Origin of the sequence: Streptomyces sp. Inha503, assembly GCF_047215865.1 — a bacterium.
Lineage (GTDB): Bacteria > Actinomycetota > Actinomycetes > Streptomycetales > Streptomycetaceae > Streptomyces > Streptomyces lycopersici.
The window spans coordinates 1,186,233-1,211,305 of sequence record NZ_CP178360.1; the positions used below are offsets into that span (position 1 = coordinate 1,186,233).

Annotated in this window: 18 protein-coding genes; 6 read left to right on the plus strand and 12 right to left on the minus strand. The window is 71.9% G+C overall.

From position 1 onward, the window contains the following. The first annotated feature begins 87 nt into the window (after positions 1-87). On the plus strand, positions 88-291 hold the full coding sequence (locus tag ACJX2R_RS05240; RefSeq protein WP_413099003.1) for an MbtH family protein: 204 nt from the start codon (positions 88-90) through the stop codon (positions 289-291). 150 nt (positions 292-441) lie between these two features. Further along, the gene (locus ACJX2R_RS05245) at positions 442-1,305 is read left to right on the plus strand and encodes an SAM-dependent methyltransferase (RefSeq protein WP_413099004.1); all 864 of its coding nucleotides are present in this window, start codon (positions 442-444) and stop codon (positions 1,303-1,305) included. A gap of 22 nt (positions 1,306-1,327) precedes the next feature. Here ACJX2R_RS05245 and ACJX2R_RS05250 read toward each other — a convergent pair whose 3' ends face one another. Continuing rightward, entirely contained in the window at positions 1,328-1,543 is a 216-nt protein-coding gene (locus ACJX2R_RS05250; RefSeq protein WP_037953950.1) for a ferredoxin, read from the minus strand. 5 nt (positions 1,544-1,548) lie between these two features. Next, the gene (locus ACJX2R_RS05255; protein WP_262703074.1) at positions 1,549-2,739 is read right to left on the minus strand and encodes a cytochrome P450; all 1,191 of its coding nucleotides are present in this window, start codon (positions 2,737-2,739) and stop codon (positions 1,549-1,551) included. A gap of 132 nt (positions 2,740-2,871) precedes the next feature. Between ACJX2R_RS05255 and ACJX2R_RS05260 the strand changes: the two genes are divergently transcribed. After that, positions 2,872-3,465 (plus strand): TetR family transcriptional regulator, encoded by a 594-nt coding sequence (locus ACJX2R_RS05260; RefSeq protein WP_413099005.1) that lies wholly within the window; start codon positions 2,872-2,874, stop codon positions 3,463-3,465. Positions 3,466-3,510: 45 nt separating this feature from the next. Here ACJX2R_RS05260 and ACJX2R_RS05265 read toward each other — a convergent pair whose 3' ends face one another. The 4 genes from ACJX2R_RS05265 to ACJX2R_RS05280 form a co-directional block, all read right to left on the minus strand. Further along, positions 3,511-6,198 carry an SMI1/KNR4 family protein gene (locus ACJX2R_RS05265; protein ID WP_413099006.1) on the minus strand — a complete coding sequence of 896 codons (2,688 nt, stop codon included), beginning with the start codon at positions 6,196-6,198 and terminating at the stop codon, positions 3,511-3,513. A gap of 131 nt (positions 6,199-6,329) precedes the next feature. After that, positions 6,330-7,691, minus strand: coding sequence for an NAD(P)/FAD-dependent oxidoreductase (locus ACJX2R_RS05270; protein WP_413099007.1), 1,362 nt, complete (start codon positions 7,689-7,691; stop codon positions 6,330-6,332). A 73-nt stretch (positions 7,692-7,764) separates the two neighbouring features. Then, a complete protein-coding gene (locus ACJX2R_RS05275; protein ID WP_413099008.1) occupies positions 7,765-9,717 on the minus strand; it encodes a beta-N-acetylglucosaminidase domain-containing protein in 1,953 nt (650 codons plus the stop codon). Between the two features lie 965 nt (positions 9,718-10,682). Beyond that, positions 10,683-11,117: an SRPBCC family protein gene (locus tag ACJX2R_RS05280; RefSeq protein WP_413099009.1), complete on the minus strand. Its 435-nt coding sequence runs from the start codon at positions 11,115-11,117 to the stop codon at positions 10,683-10,685. 271 nt (positions 11,118-11,388) lie between these two features. Here ACJX2R_RS05280 and ACJX2R_RS05285 point away from each other — a divergent pair, with 271 nt between their 5' ends. Next, complete coding sequence (locus ACJX2R_RS05285; RefSeq protein WP_413099010.1) at positions 11,389-12,906, plus strand: glycoside hydrolase family 28 protein; 1,518 nt, start codon at positions 11,389-11,391, stop codon at positions 12,904-12,906. A 119-nt stretch (positions 12,907-13,025) separates the two neighbouring features. On the opposite strand, the gene ACJX2R_RS05290 is transcribed toward ACJX2R_RS05285, so the two are convergent. Then, the gene (locus tag ACJX2R_RS05290) at positions 13,026-15,284 is read right to left on the minus strand and encodes a HelD family protein (protein WP_413099011.1); all 2,259 of its coding nucleotides are present in this window, start codon (positions 15,282-15,284) and stop codon (positions 13,026-13,028) included. Between the two features lie 136 nt (positions 15,285-15,420). Next, positions 15,421-16,380 carry an NAD(P)-dependent alcohol dehydrogenase gene (locus tag ACJX2R_RS05295; protein ID WP_413099012.1) on the minus strand — a complete coding sequence of 320 codons (960 nt, stop codon included), beginning with the start codon at positions 16,378-16,380 and terminating at the stop codon, positions 15,421-15,423. 90 nt (positions 16,381-16,470) lie between these two features. Here ACJX2R_RS05295 and ACJX2R_RS05300 point away from each other — a divergent pair, with 90 nt between their 5' ends. Further along, entirely contained in the window at positions 16,471-17,154 is a 684-nt protein-coding gene (locus tag ACJX2R_RS05300; protein ID WP_413099013.1) for a TetR/AcrR family transcriptional regulator, read from the plus strand. A gap of 1 nt (position 17,155) precedes the next feature. On the opposite strand, the gene ACJX2R_RS05305 is transcribed toward ACJX2R_RS05300, so the two are convergent. From ACJX2R_RS05305 to ACJX2R_RS05315, 3 genes are all read right to left on the minus strand, one after another. Further along, positions 17,156-17,677: a CAP domain-containing protein gene (locus ACJX2R_RS05305; RefSeq protein ID WP_413099014.1), complete on the minus strand. Its 522-nt coding sequence runs from the start codon at positions 17,675-17,677 to the stop codon at positions 17,156-17,158. 350 nt (positions 17,678-18,027) lie between these two features. Next, positions 18,028-19,719 (minus strand): phospholipid carrier-dependent glycosyltransferase, encoded by a 1,692-nt coding sequence (locus ACJX2R_RS05310; RefSeq protein WP_413099015.1) that lies wholly within the window; start codon positions 19,717-19,719, stop codon positions 18,028-18,030. A 94-nt stretch (positions 19,720-19,813) separates the two neighbouring features. Continuing rightward, entirely contained in the window at positions 19,814-20,380 is a 567-nt protein-coding gene (locus tag ACJX2R_RS05315) for a TetR/AcrR family transcriptional regulator (RefSeq protein WP_413105773.1), read from the minus strand. 168 nt (positions 20,381-20,548) lie between these two features. Between ACJX2R_RS05315 and ACJX2R_RS05320 the strand changes: the two genes are divergently transcribed. Then, positions 20,549-22,123: an MDR family MFS transporter gene (locus ACJX2R_RS05320; protein WP_413099016.1), complete on the plus strand. Its 1,575-nt coding sequence runs from the start codon at positions 20,549-20,551 to the stop codon at positions 22,121-22,123. 79 nt (positions 22,124-22,202) lie between these two features. On the opposite strand, the gene ACJX2R_RS05325 is transcribed toward ACJX2R_RS05320, so the two are convergent. Next, positions 22,203-25,073, minus strand: a complete 2,871-nt coding sequence (locus ACJX2R_RS05325; RefSeq protein WP_413099017.1) for an NHLP bacteriocin export ABC transporter permease/ATPase subunit — start codon at positions 25,071-25,073, stop codon at positions 22,203-22,205.

The window sequence follows — 25,073 nt, forward strand, 5'->3', positions numbered from 1 at the left end:
GACTGACCGCCATCCGGCACTTCACCGACCATTTCCGATCCAACCGACCTGACCGACCTGACCGCTCATCGACAGGAGAGACCGACCATGGACGACACCGCCCGCTACCAGGTGCTGCGCAACGACGAGGACCAGTACTCGCTGTGGCCCGCCGACCTCGAGGTGCCCGAGGGCTGGCACGCCGTCGGCAAGGAGGGCACCAAGGACGAGTGCTCCGCGTACGTCGACGGGGTGTGGACCGACATGCGGCCGCGCAGCCTGCGCGAACGCATGGACAACCTGGCCTCCTGACCCGGGCCTCGCAACGCGGTGCGGCCGGCGCGTGAGGGCGCCGGCCGCACCGGGCCCCTCAACTTCCCCGTACGGTCACGCGGTTACCATCCTGAGGAACAGTCGGCCGCGGCGTGAGGGATCACGCCCGGATACGGAGGAGAACACCACGTGACCGCGCAAGGGGTAGCATCCCAGACCGGAAGCGGGCCGGAGCCCCCCAACACCCCCCTCAACCAGGGGCGACCGCACAGCGCCCGGATGTACGACTACTTCCTGGGCGGCAAGGACAACTACGTCGCCGACCGTGAGGCCGCGGCCAAGGTGCTCACCCTGTGGCCGGGTGTCATGATCGCCGCCCGGACCAACCGGGCCTGGATGCACCGCGCGATCCGGTTCCTCGCCGACGAGCGGGGCATCCGCCAGTTCCTCGACATCGGCACCGGCATCCCCACCCGGCCGAATCTCCACGAGGTCGCCCAGGGGATCGCCCCGGAGTCCCGGGTCGTCTACGTGGACAACGACCCCATCGTCCTCGCCCATGCCCAGGCCCTGCTCAAGAGCCACCCCGAGGGCCGCACCGCCTATGTGCACGGGGACATCACCGAGCCCGAGGCCATCCTCGCCTCGCCCGACCTCACCGAGGTGCTGGACCTGTCCCAGCCGGTCGCGCTGAGCCTGGTCTCGCTCCTGCACTTCGTCCCCGACGAGTGGGGCCCGTACGACCTCGTCCAGCGGCTGGTCGACGCGCTCGCCCCGGGCTCCTTCCTGGTGCTGAGCCACATCACCCCGGACTTCGACCCCGAGGCCACCCAGAAGACCGTGCAGGTCTACCACAGCGGCGGCATCCAGGGGAAAATCCGCACCCGGGACGAGGTGGAGCGCTTCTTCACCGGTCTGGATCTGGTCGAACCGGGCCTGGAGGTGCCGCACCGCTGGCGGGCCGACCTGGCCGAAAGGGACTCCCATGTGGAGACCGGCGATGTGACCGACGAAGAGGTGTCCTTCTGGGCGGGCGTCGCGCGGAAGTCCTGACGCGGCGCTTCCCGGTCGGGGTTCAGGGACGCGGTCCGACGGTTGTGGTGCCGTCGCGGATGGTGATCGCCAGCGCGGGACAGGAGTCCGCCGCGTCCAGCACCCGCTCCTCCTCCGGAACCTCCTCGCGTCGCGGCCGGGCGTGCTCCTCGTCGAGGGCGAACAGATCGGGTGCGATTCCGGCACACATGCCGGACGCCATGCACCGGCCGCCGTCGACCTCCGCCTTCCAGGTCATCCGGCTCACCACCCGATGGGCATGACGCGGGGCCCGCGGACCAGCATCTGGCCCTTCCACTCCACATCCCCGGCCAGCCGCAGATCCGGGAAGCGTGCGATCAGCGCGCCGAGCGCCTCCTGGAGCTCCAGCCGGGCCAGGGGCGCGCCCAGACAGTGGTGCACACCGTGGCCGAAGCCGAGGTGCTGGGTGGCGGCGCGGGCGACGTTCAGGGTGCCCGGCTCGTCGAAGCGCAGCGCGTCGCGGTTGGCCGAGCCGACGGCGACGAGCACGGGCTCCCCGGCGCGCACCAGGGTGCCGCCCACCTCGACGTCCTCGGTGGCGTAGCGGGGGAAGGAGGCGGCCATGCCCAGCGGGACGAAGCGCAGCAGCTCCTCGACGGCGCCGTGCAGCAGGGCGGGATCCTCGCGCAGCCGGCGCAGTTCGTCCGGGTGGTCCAGCAGCGTCAGCACGAAGTTGGGGATCTGGGTGGCGGTCGTCTCGTGCCCGGCCACCAGGATGCCCACGCACAGATCGACGAGCTCGAGCTCGGACAGCCGGTCGCCCGCGTCCCTCGCCTCGATCAGCGAGGTCATGATGTCGTCCCGCGGGCGGATGCGATGGTCCTCGATCAGCCCGGCCATATAGGCGCGCAGCTCATCGCGGTTGCGGTCGAACTCCTCGGCGCTCAGGGAGCTGGTGGACAGCGCGGCGTCGCTCCAGGTGCGGAACTTGGGGCGGTCCTCCTCCGGGACGCCGAGCATGGCGCAGATGACCCCGACCGGAATCGGCAGCGCGTAGCGGTCCACGAGATCGACGGGTGGCCCCGCGGCCTCGAGCTCGTCGAGCAGGTCATGGGTCAACTGCCGGACCCACGGGCGGAGTTTCTCCACCTGGTGGACGGTGAACGCCTTGGCGACGAGGGTGCGCAGCCGGGTGTGGTCGGGCGGGTCCATGGTCAGGATGCCGCTGTCGCGCCGGGCCTCGGACTGCCGTGGCACATCGTGGTGGAGCGCCGCGGCCCGGCTGAAGCGCCGGTCCCCGAGCACCAGCCGGGCGTCGGCGTACCGCGTGGCCAGCCAGGAGGGCTCACCGTAGGGCATGCGCACCCGGAGTAATCCGGTGTGATTCCTGGCCTGGTCGTACGCCTCGCTGAGCGCGAGCCCCTCGGCGGAGTTGAAGGGGTAGGCGATGGGTGTGGTCTCCGCTGTGGTCACCGTGACCTCCCTTGCGTAAGCACGTGCTTACAAAGCTAGGAGGCGGCGGCTGGTACGGTCAACGGCCCCTTTGCGCCGTTGATCTGACGGGCCGAAGGGAATCGGCCGGAGGCAGACGAGAGGGGTGTCGTGATGGGGACGACGGTGTCCGAGGGGCAGCGCCGGGACGCGCGGAACACACGTCGGCGGCTGCTGGAGGCCGCGGCAGCGCTGTTCGCCGAGCGTGGCTATGAACGGGCGACGGTCCGGGACATCGCCGATCGCGCCGGGGTAAACCAGGCGCTGCTGTTCCGCTATTTCGGCTCGAAGAGAGCGCTGTTCGGAGAGGTGATCGCGCACAACGGGGAGGAGCAGCTGCGCACCACCCCACCCCATGAGCTGCTGGAGGCCGCCCTGCGCGGGCTGCTGGGCCACGGCGGCAGGGAACCGGACAGCCGTGCGCTGGCGACACTGCTGCGCTCGGTGGACAGCGGCGACGAGATCGGTACCGCGGTGCGCGCCATCAGCGACGACTACGCGCGGGTGCTGGCCTCCCTGTCCAGCGCCGACAACCGCGAACTGCGGGCGGATCTGGCCCTGTCCTGGCTGCTCGGCATAGGGATGATGCGGGTGCTGGTGGGCAAGGAGCCGCTGGCGGACGCGGACCCGGACGAGGTGTGCGCGCTGGTCACGTCCGCGCTCGGCACTCTCCTGGACGGCCTTCCGGCGGCAGGCGGTAGGCGGTAGGCGGCCTTACTGAAGGAATGCCGGACCGTAGTAGCAGGCGAGGTGCTACTCGCGGAACTCCCCGCGGGGCGTGGTGACGACGCGACGGGCCCTGGCCGGGGTGACCACGTCGCGGAAGGCCGGGTCGGTGAGCAGCACGACCGGGGCGATGCGGTGCGGGGAGTCGCAGTGCCAGTGCGGCAGGGCGGCCTCGATCACGGCCCAGGACTGATCGGTGGCGCCGCGGTCGGCCAGCGCCCTGGCCAGGTCCAGGGCCTGCTGGAAGGTGCGGGACTCGGGCAGGGCGGGCGGGGCGAAGGCGGCGGCCCTGGCCATCCAGGCGGCGGGGTCGTCGCCCCCGGTGGCGGCGCCGCTCGCGGCCACACCACCCGCGCCCACGACACCGTCCACGCCGTCGGGGAGCCGCGGCAGGATGTCGCCGAGAGCCGAGAGATAGCCACCGGGGGCGCCGGTCCACTCCTCGGCCGCGCAGCGCAGATAGAGCGGGGCGGCCTCGGCCCGTAACTGCTCCATGCCGATCGTCTCGAGGACGCGCGGGTCCCCGAGGATGCCGGTGCGTATCCAGTGGTGGGCGGCGCTGATGTCGAGGAACGCCCCCAGGATGATGCCCAGATACGCCCCGGCGCCCGAGCCCTTGACCGCGGCCTGCTCGAAGGTGGCCATCGCCTTGCGCACCTCGCCCCGCAGGGCCTGCGCCCTGCCCTCGGCCACCAGGTCCTCGGCGGTCTCGGGACGCCCCATGCGCACCTCATGGGCCGCCTGGTCCTCGAAGCCGCCGCGCTCCTCGGCGACCAGCTCGGCGAACGAGGAGTGCCGGTCCCCCAGGGCCGGATACCAGCTCGCCCAGATGTACGCGGCCCACTCCCCGTCCTCGGACACATCGGCGGGGTCCAGCAGCCAGTGCTGGGCGTCGCCCTCCTCGGAGACCAGCAGCGCCCGGTCCATGAACGCGGTGTCGTCCCAGTCCTCGCCCTCGCCGCCCCGGATGACGCTCCAGGTCTCGGGGTCGGCCTCGCGCAGCCAGCCGACGGTCTTGGCCGGGCGCATCCGCCACATGAACGGGCTGATGTTCAGCCAGCCGTCGGAGGCGCCCAGGAAGGCGCGGTAGCTCGGTGGGAGCCGGGTGCCGAGTCGTTCCTCCAGGGCCAGGATGGTCTCCTCGTCCGCGCCCTCGAACCCGAGCCATCCGGCGGCCCGTTGCCCGTCGTCGACCTCGCTCAGCTCCTCCTCGTCGGCCACCCGCAGGATGGTCGCGCTGTACTCGGCCAGATAGGACCGCCACTGCTCTACGGTCCGCGGCGGCGCCGCCGTCGTGGACCCCGGCTCCGGGACGGCCGACACCGCTGTGCCTCGGTATCCGGTGGGTGCCTCGCCCGCCCGCTGGTAGTGGCCGATGAAGCCCTTCGGCTGGGGGGCGGAGGTGAAGAGGCGGACCTGGGAGAGCTGGATCTGGTCCTCGCCCGCGTTCCGGGTGATCTCCAGGCGGTAGTGGCGGTAGGCCGTGGCGGCACCGAAGGTGAATCCCCGGGGCTGATGGCGGTGCGCGAAGCTCTCCTCGACGCGGGAGTCCAGGTCCACCCAGTGCTCCGCGTCGTTCGAGCCCTTGAGGGTCCAGTCCTTCGGGTCGCGGCCCGGGACGTCGTTGGCCGAGGTCAGGACGTAGTGGCCGACGGCCACCGGCCGCCGCAGGGTGAACTCCAGCCAGGCGCGGTCGCCATGGCCCAGCCACTTGTGCCACGAGTCGTGCAGCAGGTTCTCCGCGACCTCGCCCACCTCGGCGAACTCGCTGTGCGCCCGGACCTTGGTGACCAGGTCGGTCACCTCGGCCTCCGGACCGGGCTCGGCGGCCAGCAGCGACACCGTGCCCGAGTGCCCCGACGGATCGCCCCAGATGACCCGCTCGACGGGCGGCCCGCCGTCCTCGATCAGCAGGCGCAGCTCCTGACGGAGGCCCGACCCGCCGGACCCGCGGCCCTCCACCGTACGGAAGCGGTGCATCACCTCCTCCAGCGCGCTGTCCCGCAGCGGCGAGCGGCCCTCCAGCACCCCCCGGTACTCGGTGAGCGTGCCGTCGGCGGCCCTGCGGTGTCCGTAGAACTCCGTCATCGCCGGCTGGAAGCCGATCGACGCCTCCGCGCCGTCCTGCCCGCGCCAGGCGAGCCGGACCGGCAGCGAGCCCTCGCCCCGGTCGAGATGGACCAGCAGCCGTGGGGCGGGCCGCCATTCGGCGGCGCCCGGGGCCCGCCACTCGGTGCGGTAGGCGCACACCGCCGCCTCGGCGGGGCGCTCCTCCGCCATGAGGTGCATCCGGGCGCAGATGCGGGACGGCTCGACGCCGATCCGGTACAGCCAGAGCAGCCCGCGCGCCTCGGCGCGGCCCCGGACGCACAGCGTGTTCAGGCCCGCCAGCAGCGCCTCACCGGGGACCGCGAAGGCCACCTCCCGTGGGCGGGCGCCACCGGGCACGGTGAACCGTGAGATCACCGCATGTCCGTTGACGGTGATGTCGATGGGCGCCCATCCCAGGGACTCCCCCAGCGGTGAGACCCGCGCGATCAGGGTCAGCGTCAGCTGCTCCGGCAGTTCGCCGCCGTTCAGCGCGAAGTCGAGCTCGACACGTCCGCCCGCGCCGATCGCGAGACGGTCCCGATCGGGATGGCACCGTGTGTACCGGGCCGTGCCATTGCCGAATCGAGGCGGATCGATGGTGAAATCCGCGAAAGTCGCTCGCACGCTGTGCTCCTGATGGGGCCGTCTGGTCCATTGACATGTCGTCGGGGCATGGGTGCGGGTGGCCTCACAACACCCGGATGCCGCCGATGCTAGGGCGGCCGACGGGCACCGTCCGTGATCCGCGACGATCACTAGGGGGATGCGGGTCGGCCGCTCCCTCCCCCGCGCAGCACGGCCCCGAGGACGGCGGGGCGCATCAGCGCGGTGGGCGCGGCGACCATCGACATCACCTCGTGCAGGGTCTTGCAGACCCCCGGGTCGACGGTGGCACGCCGGATGACCCGGTCCAGATAGCGGTGCTGGGCCCGCACTCCCAGTCCGGCGGGGCCGCCCGTGGTGGTGGGGAAGCGCACATCCTCGCTGGAGGACAGCAGCCACGCGGTGTCCCCGGCGGCCGCGATGCCCTTACGGGCGGTGTGCGCCGTACGGTGGCCGATGCCGCCGTGGCGCTCGGCGGCGGCCCGCAGGGCGCGGGCGCCGAGCGCGGCCACGGTGATGCCCTGACCGTAGACCGGGTTGAAGGTGCACACGGCGTCGCCGATGACGACCAGCCCCCGCGGCGCCCGGCGCTCGTAGTGCCGCCGCACACCGGGGCCGGGCCAGAAGCCGCGGACCGCACCGGCGGGCTCGGCCGCGGCCAGCAGCTCGTGCAGGCTCGGGTCCCGCAGCAGACGCAGCTGCCGGTCGAAACCGGCCGCACCCGGCTCGGCCTGCGCTCCCCGCATACTGCCGACGCTGGCGATCCACCGGCCGTCCTCCACGGGCAGCACCACGCCGAGCCTTGGCGCGTCGGGGGCCTTGGTCTGTAAATAGAGCACGTCGAAGCCCGGATCCGCCCCGGCCGGGCGGTGGTACATCCGGCTGGCGTACGACACCCCCGCGTCGACGCGCTCCTCGGGGGTGGGCGGGCAGCCCAGCCGGGCCAGCCAGGACGGGACCGAGGAGGTGCGCCCGGAGGCGTCGACCACCATCTCCGCACGCAGCTCGCGCACCCGGGCGCGGGCGTCGCCCCGCGCCCGGACCTGAACGCCCGTCAGCTCGCGCGGGGTGCCGAGGAGCCCGACGACGTCGGTGTTCTCCAGCCATCGGACCGAGGGCTCGGCGCGCACCCGGCGCAGCACCGTATGGTCGAGCAGCGGTCTGGTGCAGGAGAGGAACGCGACCTCGCTCTCGTACTTCGCGAGCCACCCGGCCGCGCTGAGCCAGCGCACACCCGACATCGGCACCCGCACCGCGCCAGCGGCCAGCAACTCCTCGCGCGCGCCGGGCATCAGCTCATCCAGCGCCCGGTGCCCGGCCTCGAGCAGCAGATGCGCGTGGCGCGCCTGCGGAACGCCCGAGCGGAACACCGGCCCCTCGGGATAGCGGTCACGCTCGACTATGACAATGCGCTCGGCATATCCCCGCAGTGCCCATGCGGCCAGCAGCCCGGCAAGACCTCCGCCGATCACCACCGCGGTCCCTCGCTCCGTACTTTCCCCCGGTACCCCCATGCTACGGAGCGTAGTGCATAATCATCCGAGCGTCACCACCCCCCAGGGTGGCAAATACAAGCGCTTCGACGGCTCAGGCCCCTTCGGCGGCCTCGGTGATGAAGGTGTCGAGGACTCCGTCGGCGATGCGCACCGGGCCCTCGGGGCGGGTCTCGCCCGGGATGGTGCGGATCTCCCCGGCCCGCCGCGCGTCGGCCGCCGCCTCGGCGAACCACCGCGCCGCCTGGGCCTCATGGCCGTCGAGACGGGCGCCCAGCGCGTCCAGGGTACGTTCGAAGGCGCGCCCCCACAGCGACAGCGCGTCCAGCCAGGGGGCGCAGTCCGCCACGAACCCCCGGTCCGCGACACCGGCCCTGATGCGCTCGGGGGCGGCGGCGAGCAGCCGGGCGTACGGGCGCAGCTCCCGCAGGGCCGCTCGCTCGTGCCCCGCCTCCCAGGCGGTGTGGAACCGGTCGAGCCGGGCGGCGAGTTCGGGGGCCTGCGGCTGCCAGGGTTCGGCGCCGAAGGTGGGTGCGAGGTGCTGGGTGTCGAAGAAGGCAAGCAGCGAGCGAACGGTCCCGTCGGTACGGCCCGGGTGCGCGCCGGGGCCGTCCCCGGCGAGGTGGCGGGCGGCCGCCTCCCAGGTGCGGGTGGCGTCGTAGCCGGTGTCGTTCCAGGCGAAGTCCGCTCCGCCGAAGAGGGCGACCTTGCTGGCAGCGGCCTGGTTCATCGGGTTGAGGACCAGGCCGGAGAGCTGCCGGTGCAGTCCGGGCTCACGGGCGTCGTAAGGCGCGAGCAGCAGCCGTCCCTCGGCCTGACCGTAGTCGTTGACCGGGTAGTTGTCCCAGACGAAGACCTTGCGCCCCCATACGGTGGCGGCCCGCTCCGCGTCGGCCACGGTGATCCGCGGCGGCACCACATCGGTTCCGGTCCACATCACCTCGACCCGCGAGTCCAGCCGCTCGCGCAGGACACGCTTGTACGGGGTCTCGGTGACGTCGCCGTACTCGGTCGGCACCATCTGGAGCGGCCTGGTGTCCGCCCGCTCGTCCAGGAAGGTCTTCTGCACCGTGTTGAGCAGGTCGGACTGGGCCTTGGCGGCGGCCTCCGACGAGGGGTCTCCGTAGGTGGCGCGGTCGGATTCGCAGTTCCAGCGGGTGTAGCTGATGTCGTCCAACGGCATGGAGAAGCTGCGCACCCCGAGGTCGTAGACCGCGTCCAGCTTGGCCTCCAGCGCGGCGAGGTCGGCGGGGTCGCTGTAACAGATGGAGTTGCCCGGGGAGACGGCGAAGGTGAACCGCACATGGTGGTCGGTGGCCTGCCGGACGAGCTCGCCCAGCTCGGCGAGTTTGGCCGCCGGATACGGCTCGCGCCACTTCTCGCGGTGGTACGGGTCGTCCTTCGGCGCGTAGATGTAGGTGTTCATCTTGACGTCCCCGTAGAACGCCAACTGGTCCATGCGCTCGGCGTGGGTCCAGGGGCTTCCGTAGAACCCCTCGATCACCCCGCGCAGCGCCATCAGCGGATGGTCGGTGACTGAGACGGACGCGATCGTGCGGTGGCCGGAAACGAGCTGACGCAGCGTCTGCGCCGCGTAGTACGTCCCGTCCGAGTCAGCACCCGCGAGCGCCACCGAGCCGCGTCCCGCGGCGAGTGCGTAACCCTCGGCGGGCAGCGGGCCGCCGGGCACTCGGCCCCCGGCGGCCCGAAGCGCCCTGGCGACCCGCGGATCGGCGACCCGGCCGACGGTCACGGTCAGCTTCGCCCCGGGGCCGTCCTGGATCCGCGAGGCCCCCGCGCGGCGCAGCACGGAGGTGACGAGATCGCGGGTCGGACGGTCCACACCGTCCGATATGACGAGGCGGACCCGGGAGGGGACGTGAACGTCCGCTCCGATACGGGACATCTGCTGCGGACGCGGGGTGACGACCGGCAGTGGCCCGGGGGTGGCGGTGGCCGCGGTGGCGACCGCGCCGGTGGGCAACAGCAGGGCGAGGAGGGTGAACAGCACCGTGACGGGTGCCAGGGTTCTGAAGCGACTGCGCATGGGACATCTCCTCCGTGGCATTCGTGGCATTCGTGGCGTTCGAGGGCCGGGCCTTCGGGGGCGGTGCGGTGCCGTGCGGTGATGCGGGGGTGCGCGGTGTGCGCGGAGCGAGCCCGCGGCGGGCCCGGCGTATCCCTACCCAGCGCTGGGCACCGATGATCGGCTACACCGTCGGCAGTCAAGCGCCGTGCCGATCCGGCCACTTACAGGGTGCCCGTCGGACCACACGGCGGAGCCGCATACCGATGCTTCCCCCCTCCCCACCCCTTCCCGCAGCGTCGATGTGCGGCTCCGCCGCGCGACAAGGGCTTCGCCCTGGACCCCGGGGCCTGGGGTCCAGGGCCCTGGAACGAAGCCCCGCCACACGGCGGAGCCGCATACCGATGCCGCGTGAAGGGGCCGGAGTCCCGGGTCGGGGCCTGGGGCGGAACCCCGGTCGAGGCCTTGGGCGGAACCCCGGTCGAGGCCTGGGGGCGAAGCCCGGGTCGAGGTCTGAGGCGGAGCCCGGGTCGAGGCCTGGGGGCGAAGCCCCGGCCGGGGCCGGGGGCGAAGCCCGGGTCGAGGCCTGGAGGCGAAGCCCCGGTCGAGGTCTGAGGCGGAGCCCGGGTCGGAGCCTGGGGGCGAAGCCCCGGCCGGGGCCGGGGGCGAAGCCCGGGTCGAGGTCTGGAGCGAAGCCCGGGTCGAGGCCTGGGGGTGGAGCCCCGGTCGGGACCTTGGGTGGAGCCCCGGTCGGGGCCTGGGGGTGGAGCCCCGGTCGGGGCCTTGGGGCGAAGCCCCGGTCGGAACCTTGGGGCGAAGCCCAGGTCGGGACCTTGGGGCGAAGCCCAGGTCGGGACCTTGGGTGGAGCCCCGGTCGAAGCCTGGGGGTGGAGCCCCGGTTGGGGTCTGGGGCGGAGCCCCGGTATCGGGGAGGGGCGGGGAGGGGAACAGCCCGCCGCAGGCGTCCCCGCGAAACCGACGCGCCCTCACCCATTCAGCAACGCGTCGACCACCCGGCCGAAGAGCAGGCGGCCGGCCCAGACCGTGGGCGGGTCGAACAGGCGGGGCAGCCCTCGGATCCGGGCCTCCTCGCGCCATACCACCTCGGATCCGCCGTCCCAGGGACTCACCTCGATCTCGGCCCATCCGAGGACCACCGAGCCGCGCTTCTCCAACCTGCAACTGCCGGGAGCGTCCCCGGTGGGCGGGTCCCAGCGCACGACCTCCATGGGGTCGTCGAATCCGGCGCGGCCGACGCCCGTGCGCACCACGACCACGGTGCCCACCCGGGTCGGCCCCGCCGGGCGGACGGTGACGCCGCTCAGCGGCACAGGGGCGCCGTGGCGCGGCCAGTCGGTGAGCCGTCGCCAGGTCTCGTCGACGGACAGTGGGGTGCGCCGCTCGATACGGAAGGGGGCCACAGCGGGATCGTAGGCGATCGACGGCCGGGGAGGCGGCCAGGAAGTCGGTCGTGGCGGCGGCACGCCGACTGCGTCGTCCCCGCCATGTGGCGACTGAGGCCATTGACAGCTCGGATCCGCCTGTTACCTTCCACAGAAAGAGAGAGATCCTACCTTTCTGGTCCGGCATAGACACAAGTCGCCCCATCAGAGGGATTCTCGCAGCTCAATCAGGTTCAGACCTTCCAACACGTCGGATCTCCACGGCTCCACGGGAGAAGGAGAACGAGAGATGAAGAGACTCGCCGCAGGCGCGGCGCTCGCCCTCGCCGCCGTCTTCGGGTTATCGCAAGTGCCCCAGGCGGCCGCCGTCCCCGCTCAGGACACGGCCACCTCCGCGGCACCGGTGTTCAGCGTGATGGACTACGGCGCGAAGGCCGACGGTTCGTCCAATGACTCAGCCGCCATCGAGAAGGCCATCACGGCGGCCAACAGCGCAGGGGGCGGAATCGTCCGCTTCCCGTCCGGACAGTACAAGTCCAAGAACACCGTCCACCTCAAGAGCGAGGTGACCCTCCAGCTGGACTCCGGGGCCACGATCCTCGGGTCGAGCGCGGACACCTACGACAAGCCCGAGGCCAATCCGAACGACGACTACCAGGACTACGGCCACAGCCACTTCCACAACGCGATGTTCTACGGCGACAAGCTCACCAACATCGGGTTCACCGGTTCGGGAACCATCGACGGCGCGGGCAACCTCATCACCGGCACCCCCGACTCCGGCGAGGCGGACAAGATCATTTCGCTGACCCGCTGCGACGGGCTGACCCTCGACGGGGTCACCCTGCGGCGCGGTGGCCACTTCGCGGCCCTCATCAACGGCTGCGAGAACGTGACCTCGGACCACCTCACCATCGACACGGCGAGCGACCGCGACGGCTGGAACATCATCAGCACCACCAATGTGACCATCACCCATGCCGACATCGCCGCCAACGACGACGCGCTCGCCTTCAAGAGCGACTACGCCCTGGGCGCCAAGCTGTCCAACGGCCATGTGAAGGTGACCGATTCACATCTCTCCGCGAAGTGCTGCAACGCCCTGATGTTCGGCTCCGAGACCTGTGGTGACTTCTCCGACTACGACTTCCAGGGCATCACCATCACCGGTGCGGACAAGTCCGGGCTCGGCATGGTCTCGATGGACGGCGCCAACATCTCCGATGTGCACTACCGCGACATCACCATGACCAATGTGCACTCCCCCATCATGCAGAAGATCGGGACCAGAAAACGGTGTGGTGGAAATCCGGGAGTCGGCCACATCAGCGACATCACCTACGACAACATCACCGGGACCGGGAACACCCCCTCCTTCAGCCCGACGCTGTGGGGCGAGTCCGGTGGCAATCGCATCAGCGGTGTGACCTTCAACCATGTGAATCTCACCGTGCCCGGCGGCAATGGCACCATGTCCACCGGCGTTCCCAGCAATGACGCCGACGACTACAACCCGAAGAGCATCGGCACCCGTCCCGCCTTCGGCTGGTATCTGCACAACGCGGATCACATCACCTTCAACGACAGCTCGGTGCGGTTCGCCAAGGACGACGGCCGTCCGGCGGTCATCGCCAACTCCGGGAGCGCGCTGCGCTTCAACCACTTCACCGCACAGCGCGGCGACGACAGCCCCGCGGACGTCATCGTCCAGAACGTGTCCGGCTACTGCGTCGCCGACAGCGCCAACACCTCCGGCGGGGCGCTGCGGGTGAGCACCAGTGGATCCAGCGAGAACTGCTCCTCGTGACCCACGACGGTGTGATCCACGACGGCTGACCACACCTCCCATCGGGGCGGGCAGCGGTTCCTGGCCACCGGCACCCGCCCCTTCCCGGCCGGTGAACACACGGCGGGGAGCGTCGGCGCCTACACCGAGGACACGGCCGGATCCGCCACGTCGGCCAGGTCGCGCAGGCCCGCCGGGAGCGGCCCGGTGTGCACCACGCCCAGCCGCTGGGTGGCCCGGGTGAGCGCCACATAGAGGTCGCTGGTGCCGAACTCCGCGGGCTCGGCCACGATCACGGTGTCGAACTCAAGACCCTTGGCCTGCCGGGGGTCGAGCAGCACCACCGCGCTGGTCAGGTCCGGGGACCGGCCGGTGGACGCCTGCGGGAGGACGGCTGACAGCGCGTCATGGCGGTCCCTCGGGGCGATCACCGCGAGACGGCCCTCGGTGCGGGTCTCCCGGGCCACGGCCGCGGCCACCGCGCCGGGCAGATCGCCGGTGTGCTCCGCCCAGGGCCGTACCCCGGTGGCGCGGACCGAGCGCGGCGGCTGGAAGTCGGGGTCGACGGTACGGGCCACCCGCGCCGCGACGTCCATGATCTCGGTCGGGGTGCGGTAGTTGACGCCGAGCCGGCTGTGTTCCCAGCGGTCGCCGACGTACGGCTCCAGGATCGAGGACCAGGAGCCACAGCCGCCCGGCTCCGCGGTCTGCGCGGGGTCGCCGACCAGCGTCATCGAGCGGGTCGGGCTGCGCCGCATCAGCAGCCGCCACGCCATCGCGGACAGCTCCTGGGCCTCGTCCACGATGATGTGGCCGAAGGCCCAGGTGCGGTCGGCGGCGGCGCGTTCGGCGGCGCTGCGGTGGTCGCGCTCCTCGGCGCGGTCGGCCAGCCGTTCGGCGTCGATGAGGTCGTGGGCGGCCAGCACCTCCGACTCCTCGTCCTCGCGGTCCTCGAACTCCAGGGTGCGGGAGCCGTAGGAGAGGTCGAGCACACCCTGTGCGTACTCGATGCGCTCCTGGCGCTCGGCCTCCGCGGCGGCGCGGGCCGCCGCGTCGTCGTGGCCGAGCAGTTCGGCCGCCTCGTCCAGCAGCGGGACATCGGCGGGGGTCCATTCGCCGTCGGTGCGGCGGATCGCGGCGGCGTCCGCGTCGGAGAGGTGGACGGGGTCGCCGAGGAAGTCGGCCACGAACTGCTGCGGGGTGAGGGCCGGCCACAGCTGCGCGATGGCCGCGTGCACTTCGGGGTTGACCGCGATCGCCTTGCCGAGCTGGGCGACGTCGTCCGCGCCGAGGAGGTTGGGCCCGCCGAAGGGGTCCGCGCCGATCCGGTCCACGAGCTGGTCGGTGAGGGCGTCGATGACGCGGAAGGCGAAGTGCGGACGGGCGAGGTTGTGCGGCAGCCCGGTCTCCCGTGCCTTGTGGCCCGCCTCGGACGCGATGTCCTTGTCCAGCACCAGTTCGCCGTCGTCGTGCTCGATGACGATCGCGGGGTCGGGCACCGTCTGCCGGTCCCGTACGAAGCGGGCCAGGGCGTCCGCCATCTCCGCGCGGCCCTTGACCTCGGCGGCCTCGGGGGTGTCGGTGCCGGTGGCCGTCACACCGGGGAAGAGCTCGCCGAGCGTGGCCAGGAGCACACCGGTCTCGCCGAGCGAGGGCAGCACCTCGCCGATGTAGCCGAGGAACGCCGGGTTGGGCCCGACGATCAGCACCGCGCGGCGGGCCAGCGACTCCCGGTGCGCGTAGAGCAGATACGCGGCGCGGTGCAACGCGACGACGGTCTTGCCGGTGCCGGGGCCGCCCTCCACCACGTGGACCCCATGGTGCGGGGCGCGGATGATCTGGTCCTGTTCGGCCTGGATGGTCTGCACGATGTCATGCATCCGGCCGGTGCGGGCGGCGTCGAGCGCGGCGAGCAGCACGGCGTCCGCGTCGGATCCCTCATGCCCGGTCCGTATGGTGTCCGAGAGGTCCAGGATCTCGTCGTGCAGCCCGGTGACCTTTGGTCCCTCGGTGGTGATGTGGCGCCTGCGGCGCAGCCCCATGGGGGTGTGCCCGGTGGCGAGGTAGAACGGACGGGCCACATCGGCCCGCCAGTCGATGACCAGCGGGGTGCGGTCCGCGTCATCGCGCCGGATGCCGATGCGGCCGATGTGGTAGTCGCGGTCGTCGCGGAACAGCAGCCGGCCGAAACACAACCCCCGCTCCCCCGCCTCGAACGCGGCCAGCAGACCGGACCGCTCGGCCACCAGCACATCGCGCTCCAGCCGCGCCTGGAAGGTGGAGCCCTCCAAGGACAGGGCCTCGGTCACCGACTCCTCGGCTCGTGCCCTGAGCTCGGCGAGGCGCCCGTTGAGCAGATCAAGGAATTCTTGCTCACGGTCCCATTCCTCGTTTGACAATTCGACTCCCGCCGGGATACGATGACTTCATCAGGTTTCCCCATGCCGTAAATGCAATGGCAAAGGAAATCCCCAATATACGCCGAGAAACGCCCCGGCCGTCAAGGCAGCCGGGGCGTTTCTCTGTTTTATGGCCTCATTTCACCTGGATGACGTGTTTGCCGCGGACACCACCGGCTTCCATGGCGCGATGGGCCTCTCCGATACCGGAGAGCGGATGGACGGTGTCGACGACCGGCCGGATGGCCCCGTTCTCCACATACGCGGCGAGGTCCGCGAAGAGCTGATGCAGGGGGTTTCCCGTGAAGAACCGCATCCGCCGGGCGCCGTGCACGGTGGAGAGCAGCATGGAGCCCAGGGAGGACAGCGGGCGGTCGGTGTCGAAGGCGATGGCCACCATCCGCCCGCCGGGCGCCAGCAGCCGGCGATAGGCGCCGAGCTCGGTGCCCACCGTGTCCAGCACGGCGTCGAACGGCCCGAGGGCGGCCGGCCCGGTGGTCCGGTAGTCATGCGCCTCATCGGCGCCGAGCTCCCGGACGAGGTCGAGTGTCTTCGCCCCGGCGAGCGCGGTGACATGGGCGCCGAGCGCGTGTCCGAGCTGGACGGCGACGCTGCCGACACCGCCGGCCGCGCCCCGCACCAGCAACCGCTCGCCGCTCATCAGGCCGATCTTGTCGCGCAGCGCCGTGATGGCCGTGGTGCCGACCCCGGGCAGGGCCGCGGCCCGGACGAGGTCAAGGCCCTCGGGGGCGTAGGAGAGCTGACGGGGGCGGACGGCCACGTACTCGGCGGCCGCCCCGAACGTCAGATGCGGCATCGCACCCCACACCCGGTCGCCCACCGCGAGATGGCGCACGGAGGAGCCCACCTCGGCGATCTCCCCGGCGATGTCGACGCCGGTGCCCTTCGGGAACCTCCTCCCGGTCACCAGCTTCAGCTTGCCCGCCCGGCCCGCGAGCTCGCCGCCGTTCACACTCGTGGCATGCACTCGCACCAGCACCTCGCCCGGCCCGGCCACCGGCTTCGGCAGTGTGCCCTCGTACAGCACCTCCGGGGGTCCGTACCGGTCGTACCGCGCCGCGCGCATCTCGCTCATCGCCCTCATCGTCCCTTTCGCACATCGGGGTTGCCGCCACGCTAATGCGCGCAAATGGGGAAACCGCCCGCTCGGCGTAAGGTGAGAAACATGCCTGCTCACGTCTCTCATATAGCGTCCGCGACCGGTGTTCGGGACACCGGAAGTCCGGGGTTGCGGTCCGACGCGGCGTCCAACCGCAGACGTGTCCTCGAGGCGGCCCGGGCGCTGTTCGTCTCGCGTGGGCTCGATGTGCCGATGGCCACCATCGCCCGTCGTGCCGGGGTCGGGGTGGCCACGCTCTACCGGCGCTTCCCCACCCGGGAGGCGCTGGTCACGGAGGTGTTCTCGGACGAGTTCGCCGCCTGTGCGACGGTCGTCGACGACGCCCTGGCCGACGACGACGCCTGGCGGGCCTTCCGCCGGACCATCGAGACGGTGTGTGCTTCGCAGACGCGGGACCGGGAGTTCAACGACGCCTTGCTGTCGTCGCTGCCCGACACGGTCGGCTTCGAGCGGGAGCGGCTGCGCGTCGAAGAGGGCTTCGCCGAGGTGGTCCGGCGTGCCAAGGCCGCGGGACGGCTGCGCGAGGACTTCGACGTGTCCGACCTGAGCCTCGTCTTCCTGGCCAACAGGGGTGTCATCGGCGACCCGGCGACGGCACCGGCCGCGTCCCGGCGGCTGGTCGCCCACCTGCTGCGGTCCTTCGAGGCGGGGCGGGCCGCACCGGCCCGCCCCCTCCCGCCGCCCGCCCCGCTGGGCCTGGGCAGGTTGCCCCGGACATCCGAGGGATGAGCTACCGGGCGGTGCCGAAGTCCTGCGTCCAGTAGTTGCCGGGCTGCGCCAGGCCGACGCCGATCTCCTTGAAGTCGCAGTTCAGGATGTTGGCCTTGTGGCCGGAGCTGTTCATCCAGCCCTCCATGACGCTCTTGGGCGAGTCATAGCCGTAGGCCACGTTCTCGCCGTAAGCGCTCCAGGAGTAGCCCGCGCGCTCGATCCGGTCGCCCGGGGAGGAGCCGTCGGAGCCGGTGTGCGACATGTTGCCGTGCGCCGCCATGTCCTCGCTGTGGTCCTGGGCGGCCTTCGTCAGCTTCTCGTTCACGGTCAGCGGCTCACAACCGGCCTTGCTGCGCTCGCTGTTGACGAGATCCACCACTTCCTGCTGGTCGGTGGCGGCCGCGGAGGTGGCGGAGGGAGAGCCGGCGGGTGCGGCGGACTGCGACGCCATCGCGGCCGAGGGCACGCCCACGGCGGCCACGGCGAGCGTGGCGATGGCTATCTTGCGGCGGTGCGTCGTACTGCTGCGGTGCTTGCTCATTCGGGACCTCACACTCGGTTGAGGCCCGTCATTCTTGGAGCCGTCCGCCACACGGGCAACACACGTGTTCGTACGACACGGGTTCGTAGCGAGGGCGGAACTTGCGCTCAGTGGCGAGTCATGCTGAACGGGTTCCGGGGCTGGCCACGTTGACCTGACGGGCCATCAGAAATCCCGGCAACCAGGAGAGTGTGCGACCGGCCCGGAGTTCCGGGGGCCGGGGTCATGCGGAATCCGCCATGTCCGACAGGACAGACAAACACCACTATGCCGCCTAGTCGATATGCACCGCTACGCCCCCTTTACTCAGGCGCTCGGTGTGAGAGATGTCATGACATGGCGGTGGGCGTTCAGCGGCGGTAGATGGTGATCGAGTGGCCGACCTCGTCGATCGGCCGACTGCCGTCGATCAGCGCCGCCAGCCGTCCGGTGGCCTGGGCGATCGAGGAGTCCGAGACCACCAGCACCCCGCGCACCCGGTCCGGAGCGGCCCGGCGTGGGTCGGAGGCGTGGATGCCGTAGGCGGACGGCACACCGCTGCCCTTGTAGACGAGCCAGATCCGCTCGCCCCGGTAGCGCTCCCGGAGGCGGTCGGCCAGCCGCCCCAGATCCTGCCCCCAGTCCACGTTCGAGTCGTGCAGCCGCAGATGGGTTCGGGACGGGCCGCCGAACGCCTCGTTGGAGTAGGGCAGGTAGTACGGATACGTCCGCAGCGAGCTGACCGCGACGAACAGGACCAGCGCCAGTGTGGCCCCGTACGCCCATCGCCGCCGTACGGCCATCAGCCCGGCCGCCGCCACCGCCAGGAACATCGGCAGGAAGATGGCGTACCGCACCCCGAGGTTGCGGGCCCCGTCCAGGGCGGCGAGCAGCAGTACGGCCGCGGGGACGAGCACATACGGCGCGGCGGGCCGCAGCCGGGGCACCACCGCCATCGTGACGGCCCCGGCCGACCAGAGCGCGAGCATGCCCAAGGGGGTCTTCACCAGCAGCGCGACGGGCAGGTAGTACCAGAGCGACCCGACGTAGCGGCGGCCGAGCAGAAAGCCGCGCCAGGTGTCCCGCTCGAAGCCGAACTGGATGCGCATCCCGTCGCGGTACGCCTCCGGGAACGGCAGCCAGTGGACGGCGAGCCCGCGCAGTCCGTGGACGGCGGGCACGGGCCCGGTGGGCGTCCACCGCAGCCGGGGGTCGACCAGCAGGTAGGTGGCCCACACCACGGCCACCGCGATCAGCGCCATGGCCACCGCCGCCGCCACTCCGACGCCGAGCGACCGCGCATGGTCGCGCGGTGCGCGGTGGCGCGTACGGCGGGCGTACCAGACGGAGAGCACGGCCAGGAGCAGCAGCACCGGGACCGCGGCCAGCATGCTCATCTTCGTGGCCAGGGCGGCGCCGAGCGCCACCCCCGCGAGTGGAAGGTGCCATCGTGGCCGCCGCCGCGCCCGCCACAGCAGCCAGACCGATGTCAGCAGGAATCCGGCCGCCGGTACGTCGAGGGTGGCGAGCGAGCCGTGCGCGATGACGTCCGGCGAGAAGGCGTAGAGGGCGAGGGCCACCGCCCCGCCCACGGGGCCGGTCAGTTCGCGGGCGAACGCGAACACCACCAGCCCGAACAGCAGCGTCAGCGCGATCATCGGCAGCCGTGCGCACAGCATCAGCCGCCAGGGGTCGTTGCCCGCCTCGTACAGCACATGCCGCCCGAGCGCCGTCTGGTCACCGGCGAAGCCGGGGTCTAGGTGCGGCCGGGCGAACGCCACCCCCGTCGCGATGATGAGCTTGCCCAGCGGCGGGTGCTCGGGGTTGTAGCGCACCTGGTGATGGTGCAGGGAGTCCACCGCCGCGCCGACATACACGGGCTCGTCGATGGTCGGCGTCTGCTCCACCGCCGTGGTCACCATCGCGACGGCCATCTGGACGAGGAGCGCCGCGACGGCGGCCACCACCAGCCACCGCCGATGCCGTACCGGCGCCGCCGACCACCGGCCCTTCGACCCGCCGACGGTCCTGGTCACGCTGTCGATCACACCGGCCCACCGCATAGCGACAGACGCTAACGCCCTCGTGCCCCCGCATCCGGCATCCGCCCGAAACTTGCGCCAAGTCCGCAAACGGGCCCGGACGTCGCGGCGGACATCACTGACCGGCCGCGGGCCAGCCGTGTTCGAGGAGGGCGAAGGCGGCCTCGATGGCCTGCCGGGCGTCGGCCCGGCCCCGGGCGAAGCTGACGGTCTCCAGCGCGAAGTGGGCGAGCGCCGCACACCCGGGGTCGTCCTCGGGGGCGCCGGTGGCCTCGGCGATGGCGGCGGCGAGCGCGACCTCGTGGCGCATCCACATGCGGCGGCCGTACTCCCGCAGCGCCGGGGTGCTCTCCGTCAGCTCCACGAACCGCGCCATCTCGGAATCGCCCGCGCCGGCCGAGAGCGTCCGCAGGGTGTGCTCGCGCAGGGCCCGGGGGATGGACATCCCCTCGGGCCGGTCGCGCACGACGGCTATGAGGGCGGCTTCCCGGTCGGAGTCCTGGTCGAAGAGCAGGGCCTCCTTGCTGGGGAAGTGCTTGAAGACCGTGGTGGTGGAGACGTCGGCGGCCTCCGCGACGTCCCGCACGCTGACCTGGTCGAAGCCACGGTCGAGGAACAGCCTCAGGGCCGCGTCCGCCAGCGCCTGGCGGGTGGCGGCCTTCTTGCGCTCACGGCGCCCCATCGTCTCGCTCACGAGGACCACCCTACCCGCAGGTGGACCGAATGGAAAAGTTAAGTCGTTGCACTTTTTTAGTCGGTGTGCTCTTCTGTTCGGGGCGGGGCCCGCCCTCTCGGCTCCCGTCTTCCGGAAAACCCCGCGCCGAGCGCGTTGAGAAGAAAGCGATCCGCCATGTCCGTATCCGACGCACCGCCGTCCGGCAGTCCCGCCCCGCCGGAGACCACCCCGAAAGGCGTCCGTCTGGCCCTGCTCGGTGTGCTGCTCGCGATGCTGCTGTCGATGCTCGACTCCACGATCGTCGGCACCGCGATGCCGACGATCGTCGGAGATCTCGGCGGCCTCGAGCACATCTCCTGGGTGGTGACCGCCTACACCCTGGCCACCGCCGCCTCCACCCCCGTCTGGGGCAAGTTCGGCGATCTGTACGGCCGCAAGCACATGTACCTGATCGCCGTCGTCGTCTTCGTGCTCGGCTCGGCACTGTCCGGCGCGGCCCATACGATGACCCAGCTGATCGTCTTCCGGGCGCTACAGGGCCTGGGCGCGGGCGGTATCGGCGCCGGTGCCTTCGCCCTGATCGCCTCGCTGGCGCCGCCCCGGGAGCGCGGCCGCTACCAGGGCATGACCGCCTCCATCATGGCCATCGGCACCATCGGCGGCCCGCTGCTCGGCGGCTTCGTCACCGGCCACCTCGGCTGGCGCTGGGCCTTCTTCATCAATCTGCCGCTCGGCGTCCTCACCCTGGTCTGGTGTCAGCTGATGCTGCGGCTGCCCGCCACCCCCGCCAAGGCCCGTATCGACTGGCCGGGCATCGCCCTGATGACGACGACCGTATGCGCCCTCACCCTCGCCGCCACCTGGGCGGGCTCCACCTACGCGTGGACCTCATGGCAGATCCTCAGCCTGTTCACTCTGGCCGCGGTGGGCGTGGCCGCCTTCGTGGCCCGGCAGCGGCGCGCGGCCGAACCGCTCATGCCGCTGCGCATCTTCACCGGGCACCGCAACTTCTCCCTGGCGTCCTCGCTGATCCTGGTGGGCGGGGTGGTGATGTTCGGCTGCTCGCTGTATCTGCCGCTGTACCAGCAGACCGTCCAGGGTGTCTCCGCCTCCCGCTCCGGTCTGCTGCTGCTCCCCCTGATGATCCCCGTGGTGATCATGTCCCAGGTCGGCGGCAAGGTCATGTCCGCCACCGGCCGGTACAAGATCTTCCCCATCGCGGGCACCGTCTGCATGGCCGTCGGGCTGTTCCTGCTGGCCACCATGGACACCACGACCTCCCGCGCGGCCACCGGGTGGTTCATGGCCCTGGTGGGCACGGGCATGGGCTGCCAGATGCAGATGGTCACCACGATCGCGCAGAACAGCGTGGAGATGCGCGACATGGGGGCCGCCTCCGCGTCGGTCACCCTCTTCCGCACCATCGGTGGCTCCCTGGGCGTGGCGGTCTTCGGCTCGCTCTTCACCGGCGCCGTGCGGGGCCACGCGCCCGCCGGGGCGGAGACGGGCGAGGCCCGGCCCGATCCGGCGGCGCTGGCGCGGCTGCCGGAGTCCGTCAGGGACGGCTATCTCCACGCGGTGGCCACCGGCACCCAGCGGATCTTCCTGACCGCGGCCGTCGTGTGCACCGTGGCCTTCATCGCCGCCCTGTGCGTGCAGGAGGTCCCGCTGCGGGGCAGGCCGGTCCCGGCGGCCCAGCCGCGGAAGGCCGAGGAGGCCGAGGAGACCGCCACCCCGGCCGCCCCGTAGCGCCGCGGACGCTCCGCCGCCCAGCCACGACGGCGCCGCAGTCGGCCGACGACGCATCGAGACGCTTCCAGCGGAGCGCTTAGAGCGTCTGACGCCGCACCAGCTCATGCAGCTTGCCGCCCGCGATGGCCATCAGCTCGGCCGGGGCGCCCTGCTCCACGATCCGGCCGTCCTCCATGACCAGTACGCGGTCGGCGTCCATGACGGTCGACAGCCGGTGTGCGATCACCAGTCGGCTGGCGTTGAGCCTGCGGGTGCTGTCGATGACGACGCGCTGGGTCTCGTTGTCCAGCGCGCTGGTGGCCTCGTCGAAGAAGAGGACGCGCGGACGGCGGATGAGGGCCTGGGCGATCATCAGCCGTTGCCGCTGGCCGCCGGAGATGGCGCCGCTGCCGGAGATCATGGTCTGGAGCCCCATGGGCATCTGCCGGATGTCCTCGGCCAGACCCGCCAGTTCGGCGGCCTCCATGGCCTCCTCGGGGGTGTACGGCTCGGCGCCGCGGATGCAGTCGAGGATCGTACCGCCCAGGGGCTGGGCGTTCTGGAGGACCACCCCGCACTGGCGGCGCACGGCGGCCTGGTCGAGGGCGGCGAGATCCTGGCCGTCGTAGAGCACACTGCCGGACACCGGCCGTTCGAAGCCGATGAGCAACCGCAGTAGGGTCGACTTGCCGCAGCCGCTCGGGCCGACGACGGCCACGAACTCGCCCGGCCGGATCTCCAGCGAGACATCGTCGAGCACCAGCGGCCCGTCGTCGCCGTAGCGGAAGGTGAGGTTGCGGGCCCGGAGGTCACCGGAGAGCCGCCCCGGCTGGGCGCTGCCGCCGCGCACCTCGGGCGGCTCGTCCAGAATCGGCTTGACCTGCTCGAACATGGGCAGGACCGCGACCACCGAGACCAGGGAGTTGGTGAGCTGTGTGAGGGAGGTGAGCAGCATGGTCACGGAGGTGTTGAAGGTCAGGAAGGCGCCCGCCGACATGCTCCCCCGGGCCGGACCGGCCAGCAGCATGAACACCGCGAGGGAGACCAGCGGGAGGTAGACGGAGTCCAGCACCTGGGTGAGGTTCTTGATGCGCCCGGTGCGCTGGTGCAGATCGCGGGAGTGGGCGAAGCCACGGGCCCAGGCCGCGTAGGCGAAGTTCTCGGCCGCGGCCACCCGCAGCTTGGGCAGCCCGCGCAGGGTCTGGAACGCCTGGTTGTTGAGCTTGTTCTCGCTCTCCACCAGCCGTCGCTGCCAGCGCACCTGCCACAGCCCCATCCCGAGGAAGACCCCGGAGACCACCAGCAGTACGGCGATCACCGCGAGCGCCAGGGAGGCGCTGTAGTACAGCAGCAGGGCGAGGTTCATCACGCCCACGGTCCCGGCCTGGAGGACCGTCGGGGCGATCCCGGACATCACCCGGCGCATGGTGCTGATGCCGAGTGCCGCGCTGGCCAGCTCTCCGGTGGAGCGCTGGGCGAAGAAGGTGGTGGGCAGCCGCAGCAGCCGGTCCCACACCGCGGGCTGGAGGGTGGACTCCAGCCGCCCCTCGAGGCGCAGCAGGGTCAGGTTCTGGAGCAGCATGAAGGCGGCCGCCACGACGCCGGCGACGATCAGGGCCAGGGAGATCTGGACGATGGGGCTCTTCTCGGCGCGGGGCACGAAGCCGCCCAGCACCTGGCCGGTGGCGAGCGGCACCAGCGCGCCGAGCGCCACCGTCACCAGCCCGCCGATCAGGAGGTTGCGGAAGTCCCCCGCGGCACCGCGCACGCTGAAGCGCATCAGCCGCCACACCGTCATCGGCCGGTCGGGCAGCGGACGGTAGAACATCACGGCCCGCGGCTCGAACTCCTCCGCGTTGCCACCGCCCACCCGGATGCGCAGGCCGGAGGCGGGGTTGACCGCCTCGTACCGGCCGCGCCGCCACAGCAGCGCCACCGGGGCCCCGGACTTGGCGCGGTAGCCCACCAGCGGTCCGGCGTCCTCCCGCCACCAGTGGCCGTCAAGCCGGACGGCGCGGGTGCGGATCCGGGCGTGGGCGGCGATGCGCTCCACCGGGTCCGTACGGTCGTCGGTGGCGCGGCCCCGCCGCGGGTCGGGCAGGGTGATCCCGGCGGCCTCCGCCACGGCGCGGCACACCGCGTGCACGGCGTCGTCGGTGCTCTCCTCCGACAGCCGCCGGTCCCGCCGGGGCCCGCCGATGGAGGCGATCAGCGCCTGGTCGGCGCGGGTGCGCACGGCCTCACCGGCCCGGATACCGGCCGCCGTACGGTCGGCGTGGGCCCGTTCCATGGTCTCGATCCAGCGGTCCACGGCGGTGCCGAGGCGGTACTGCTGGTTGACCATCCGCTGCCACAGCGCACCGTCGATCAGCAGGTCACCGGCGGCCTGGGCGCTGTACTCGGCGCCGTAGCGCACGCTGCCGGGCGGCACCGGGAGCCAGAGCAGGTCCTCGTCGGCCGCCTCCGCCTCGGACGCGGCCCCGCCGTCCAGCGGGGCCTGGAAGAGGACGCCGAGGCTGCGGCTCACCCCGAGCGCCACGGCGTGCTCCAGCGGGGTGGGCGGGGTGTCCTGGAATCCGCCGCCGTACGTGGCGTACGGATCGCCGGACTGGCCGGTGCCGTACGCGTCGTGGGCCTCCGGGCGGTACAGCTCGCGCAGCGGGATGCGGCGCACCAGGCAGTCCTGCGAGGGCCGGCCCAGCAGAGTGTGGCGCGGCCCCTCGACCGGGCCGGGGAGCGCCGCGCCCGTCTCCAGGCGGCCGAGGAAGTGCCACTGCCCCTCCTCGGCGGCGTCCACCGCGAACAGGTCCAGGGCGCCGCCGACGACGAGCCAGAGCACCTGCGGCCCCTCCAGCGGGAGGCTGCGCAGCCCGGCGCAGTCGACGGGCGTGCCGAGGGCGCCCAGCGCCTGGACCACCGCGTCGCCGCCGTCCGCGGCCACCGCCGCGGCCGGGTGAACGGACGCCAT